Origin of the sequence: Rubrivirga sp., from assembly GCF_049648075.1 — a bacterium.
Taxonomy (GTDB): Bacteria; Bacteroidota; Rhodothermia; order Rhodothermales; family Rubricoccaceae; genus Rubrivirga.
In genome coordinates, this window is the sequence record NZ_JBARYR010000722.1 from 1 (window position 1) to 5,244 (window position 5,244).

General features: G+C 67.2%; 3 protein-coding genes and 1 pseudogene. 1 reads left to right on the forward strand and 3 read right to left on the reverse strand.

Annotated elements, in window-relative coordinates; all coding sequences use genetic code 11:
- On the reverse strand, positions 1-1,528 hold a 1,528-nt coding region (locus WBA11_RS18990), incomplete at its 3' end, for a histidine kinase N-terminal 7TM domain-containing protein (RefSeq protein WP_424522196.1).
- A gap of 77 nt (positions 1,529-1,605) precedes the next feature.
- Positions 1,606-2,928 (reverse strand): serine hydroxymethyltransferase, encoded by a 1,323-nt coding sequence (gene glyA, locus WBA11_RS18995; protein WP_424522197.1) that lies wholly within the window; start codon positions 2,926-2,928, stop codon positions 1,606-1,608.
- Positions 2,929-3,042: 114 nt separating this feature from the next.
- Between glyA and WBA11_RS19000 the strand changes: the two genes are divergently transcribed.
- Positions 3,043-3,624, forward strand: coding sequence for a Crp/Fnr family transcriptional regulator (locus WBA11_RS19000; RefSeq protein ID WP_424522198.1), 582 nt, complete (start codon positions 3,043-3,045; stop codon positions 3,622-3,624).
- Positions 3,625-3,652: 28 nt separating this feature from the next.
- On the opposite strand, the pseudogene WBA11_RS19005 reads toward WBA11_RS19000, so the two are convergent.
- Positions 3,653-5,244, reverse strand: a pseudogene (locus tag WBA11_RS19005) (hypothetical protein); the annotation flags it as partial.

A 5,244-nucleotide genomic window follows, 5' to 3' on the forward strand; every position in this document is an offset into this window, starting at 1 on the left:
GCCACGGCCCGTAGCCGACCGCCGTAGGCCACGACTCCTCGACCTCGAGAACCGCGTCGTGCTCTCGGAGAAACGGCTCAAGCCGATCGAGGGCGCCCTCGACCACGCCCAACATGTCGATGGGCACCGGCGTCACGGTTTGGTTGCGGACGCCCGCGAGCAAGAGCAACTCTGCGACGATGTCGTTCATCTTCCCTGCCACGGAGTAGATCGTCTTCATGCTCTGCGTCTGGATCTCGGCCCCGAGGTCGTCGCCCTCGTCGAGCAGGAGTTCGGCGTAGCCTCGGATGGCGTTGATCGGGTTTTTGAGGTCGTGCGCGACGGTGTGAGCGAACGCGTCGAGGTCGGCGTTGCGGGCCTCGACGTCCAAGAGCGCCTGGCGAAGCGCCATCTCGGTCACGATCCGGTCGGTGACGTCGCGCAACACGATCAACCGCCCTCGAGGACGGCCGTCCGTCTCCAAGTCGGCCGCTCTCCATTCGAACGACCGAGGCTCGGGTCCGGCCTCGACAACAATTTCTCCGGTCGAGCCCGTCAGGGCCGCCTCGAGATCGGGAACGACCTCGAGCACGTCGCCGCCGACCTCGAGGCCGATCGCCATCGATGCGAAGGCGCCGTTGAAGTCGGTCACGCGGCCCTCGAGGTCGATCGCCACGACCCCCTCGCTCAGGCTCTCCATCAAGACCGACCGAGCGGTCGGCTGGAGGTCGAGGAACCGGTACCGAAGCGTGCTCGCGGCGAACACGACGGCCCCGAACGAGAACGCGATGGTTGAGAACCCCTTCTCGACAGGCAGAATGCCGAACACGACGACGAGGTCGACGACGATCGGCGTCAAGGACGCGATCGCGAGCCAGACCGAGAGGCGTTGGAAGGTGCGGAGGCCGCCGGCGTACTCTCGCACGACGATAAAAGAGCCAATGACGGAGGCGCTCCAACTGACCGCCGCGTGGACCCAGAACCACGGTCCGTAGGTCGGAAGGATCGCGGTGAACGGCCCCCGATCTCCCTGCTCGATCGACGTCCAGAAGAGGTCGTGGACACCCGAGGTCAGGACCACGACGTTCGTGAGGACGGCGACGGCGATGGCCACTTTGACGGGCCACACCCGCCGCAACCTCGTCTGCCCGGTGAAGGTGATCGCGAAGTCGAGCCACGCCAGAGCCACCCAAGGAATGCCGATAAACATCGCATGGTGCGCGATGACCGACATGCGGCCTCCGGCCGTCATCGCCAGCAGATCGCAGGCGAGCCACCACAATCCTCCGACGGCGAGTGCCACGAGAGACGTCGCGCCTGGCACTGTCCCTCTGGTCGCGCGCCTCAGGACCCACACGAGCGCCACCGCCGCGAACGGGCTGAGAGCAGCGTAGACCAGGTATGACACGTCGAGAGTGGAGGACCGAGAGGGTATCGGTTGGTCCTCGTCAATCTCTAGAGGCCTTCCCCTGTGCGCAGACGCATGCGCCAGGTCTCCAACCTCCTGGAGACAGGGGGCTCCCGACCTCGAGGACGGTGCCAGACGCACCTCGTGCGCGGAGGTGTGACGACCTCGAGGTCGGGGTCCGCGAACCGCGGCTGGCTGCTAACGGTGCGGCTCCTGCGCTACGCTGCGACCGGTTCGGCCCCCAGGCTCTCGACGTCGTAGAGCGGGAACGCGTCGCACATCGCCTCGACCTCGAGGCGGACGGCCTCGGCCTCCGAGCCCCGCGACGTGATCACCCGGTCGATGAGCGAGGTCACGGTGCGGAACTCGTCCTCCCCGAAGCCGCGCGTGGTCATGGCGGGGGCGCCGACGCGGATGCCCGAGGTCACGAACGGGCTCTCGGGGTCGTCGGGGACCATGTTCTTGTTGACCGTGATCGAGGCCTCGCCCAACCACGCCTCGGCGTCCTTGCCGGTGCAGGCCTTCGAGCGCAGATCGACCAGGGCCAGATGGTTATCGGTCCCGCCGCTGACGACGGCGTAGCCGGCCTCGACGAACGCCTGGGCCATCGCTCGGGCGTTCTCGACAGTCTGGCGCTGGTACACCTCGAACTCGGGCTGGAGCGCCTCCAAAAAGGCCACGGCCTTGCCCGCGATGGCGTGCATCAGCGGCCCACCGATGGAGCCGGGGAACATGGCCGAGTCCAAGACGGCGCCGGTCGACTTCGGGTTGCCGGACTTGACCCAGGTCTCGCCCGTCGGGCTGTCTGTGTTGTTGCCGACCAGGATCATGCCGCCCCTCGGCCCGCGCAGCGTCTTGTGCGTGGTCGTGGTGACGACGTGGGCGTGGGGCAGCGGGTCGTTCAAGACGCCGGCCGCGATCAGGCCCGCGGTGTGCGCCATGTCGACCCACAGGATCGCGCCGACCTCGTCGGCGATCGCGCGCATGGCTTGGTAGTCGAAGTCGCGGCTGTAGGCGCTCGCCCCGACGGACAGCATCCGGGGCTGGACCTCCTTCGCCTTCGTGCGGACGGCCTCGAGGTCGATCCGGCCCGCGTTCTCCCCCTCGGTCTGCACGCCGTAGAAGTGGGGCTCATAGAGCTTGCCCGAGAAGTTGACCGGGCTGCCGTGCGTCAGGTGGCCGCCGTGGGCCAGGTCGAGCCCGAGCAGGCGGTCGCCGGGGTCCATGAAGGCGAGGTAGACGGCCATGTTCGCCGTCGCGCCCGAGTGTGCCTGGACGTTGACCCAGTCGGCGCCGAACAGCTCCTTAGCCCGCTCGATGGCCAGGGTCTCGACCTCGTCGACGACCTCGCAGCCGCCGTAGTAGCGCTTGCCCGGCAGGCCCTCGGCGTACTTGTTGGTCAGCGGGCTGCCGAGTGCCTGGAGCACGGCGGGGCTCACGAAGTTCTCCGACGCGATCAGCTCCAAGCCGTCGTTTTGGCGCTCCACCTCGCGGCGGACGATGTCGAAGACGGCGGGGTCGGTGTCGTGCAGGGCGTTCATCGCGGTCGGAGTCGTTTACGTCAAGCTACCGACCTCGAGGCCGAATGCGGCGTTCAAGAACCGACCTCGAGGTCGCATGACACCTATTCTTAACGCACTCGCTCCGTCCGCCCCATGCCCGCCTCTCTCACCGACGCCGCTCGCGACTGGGCGCCCTTGTCCGACCTCGAGGCGGGCGTCCTCGAGGACGCGTTCGCTCGGCGCGAGATCATGCAGGGCGAGGCCGTCGCCCTTCCGGGCTCGGACGACCATCAGGTGCTGTTCGTCGAGGACGGTCTGCTCCGGTTCTACTACCCGACCGATGATGGACGCGAGTCCAACAAGGCGTTCGTGGCCCAGGGCGAGTTCGCCGGAGCCCTGGCCGCGGCTGGCCTGGGCGTTCCGATCCTGTACGGAATCCACGCCCTCGAGGACGCGACGGTGCGGACGATATCGGTCGACGGGTTCCGTGCCCTGTTCGATGAGTCACCGGCGTTCGAGCGCTTAGGGCGACGGCTGGCCGAGCACATCCTGATGCGCAAGGAGCGGCGCGCGCGGAGCTTGCTCCTCGAGAGCGCCGCCGAGCGCTACGTCGCCTTCCTCGAGGCCGAGCCGGGCCTGGCGCAGCGCGTGCCGCAGTACCACATCGCGTCGTACCTCGGCGTGACGGACGTGCACCTGTCGCGCGTGCGGCGGGAGCTGGCGAACGCGGCATGAGTCGTCCTCGAGGGCGACCCACACGGCCTCAGTCGTCGATGCCAAAGCGTTCGGCAGCGTTCTCGAGGCGGTCGATCTTGTCTTGCTGAGCGGCCCCTTGCGCCTCGACGGCCGGGATCGCTCGGCGGATCGTTGCGGCACCGGCCCGGTCGCCTTGTTCTATCTGGGCGATTCCTCGTAGTCCGTTCGTGTAGAGCGTGACCCAATGCTCTGGCCCAAGTTGCTCGGCTAGCTCTCCAGCGGCTTGCTGAGCCAACCGTTCGGCGTCTGCAAATCTGCCCTGGTCGAGGCGAACACGTGCGAGAGTGATAGTCGGCCACGATGACTCAGGTGTGCCGGCTTGAGTCGACGCGCTGTATGCATCCCGAGCTCGCATTGTCCAGTCCACTGCGGAGGAGAGGTTGCCGCTCTCGTACTCAGCCTGTGCGATGGCGAGCACAATGTGTGGGACGTCTTCTTCCTTGCGCGCCGTGGCCAAGTAACCACCAAGGACGGAGAGGAGATCCCGACTTCGCTCGGAGGGGTTGGAGACCGACGTGGCGACGAGATACCGCAAGTGGAGAATCAGGCTGTTGGTCGGCCGGAGTACCTGCTCTGAGAGGCCGAGGGCCTCTGTGGCAAACCGTCTCGTTGCTGGCGCGTCGCGGCGGCGGGCGGCATCTTCCGCGACGTATGCCAGAAGGATGGACCGCTCGACCAGTGCCTCATCCGCCGCGCCGGCCATGTCCGCCGCTCGGTTGACAAAGCGTTCGCCCTCTCGCCTTCGGTCTCGGCCGAAGCTGACATCAGCGAGGTGTCTGAGTGCGAGGGATAACAGAGACGAGTTCACGGGAGCGGACTGGAGGGACACCACGGACCGCCGCAGGAGTGAATCGGCGTCAGACTGGCGCCCCATGCTCTTTCGGACGGCACCGAGATGGAGAAGGGCAGCACCACGAAGGTTGGCCGGCGCTCTGTCCACGCGACCGAGGGTTGAGACGGCGCTCGTGAGGAGGGAGTCGGCCATAGGAAGGTCCGTAGGCGCCGCGGCAGCGGCTAAGCCAACCCCTGACTCAGCGGCCTCGACGCTGAGTGGACCGTAGTCCTCGAGGGCGCTCGTGTGCGTCGCTTGGGCGACTTCGAGGTGGTGCGAGAGCTCAGTCCGGTAAGGGAGACCGGCGATGGCGTTTCGGAGCGAGACGAGGATGCGGAGTCGGTCCTCGTTCTCGAGCTCAGCCGAAGCCCGAGCTGCAGAGAAGGTGAACAAGTACCCAAGCCGCCGAAGTTCACTGAATGACACTTCGATAGGAATCGCCTCCGGATCGTAAAGCTGGCGGGTAAACAAGTCGAACGTGTAGTCCGCAAGCTGCTCGGCACGGTCGCGCTCGGCGCGGGCCTCAGACGCTTGCCAAATTGCCACGCCGGCCCCACTAACGACGGCGAGGACCGCGAACGTGGCGGCCACGACCCCTGTCCGGTGGCGCCGGACGAACCGGGAGGCTCGGTACACCCGGGAGTCGGGACGGGCGTCGACGGTGAGCCCACGCAGGTGCCGGTCGAGGTCGCGCGCGAACGCATCGGCCGTCGGGTAGCACCGTTCGGGCTCCTTGCGGAGCGCGCGCAAGCAGACCGCATCGAGGT

Bases quoted from the DNA above. Each gene is read 5' to 3' on its own strand.
- WBA11_RS19000 (WP_424522198.1), top strand. From the start codon at position 3,043: ATGCCCGCCTCTCTCACCGACGCCGCTCGCGACTGGGCGCCCTTGTCC.
- glyA (WP_424522197.1), bottom strand. From the start codon at position 2,928: ATGAACGCCCTGCACGACACCGACCCCGCCGTCTTCGACATCGTCCGC.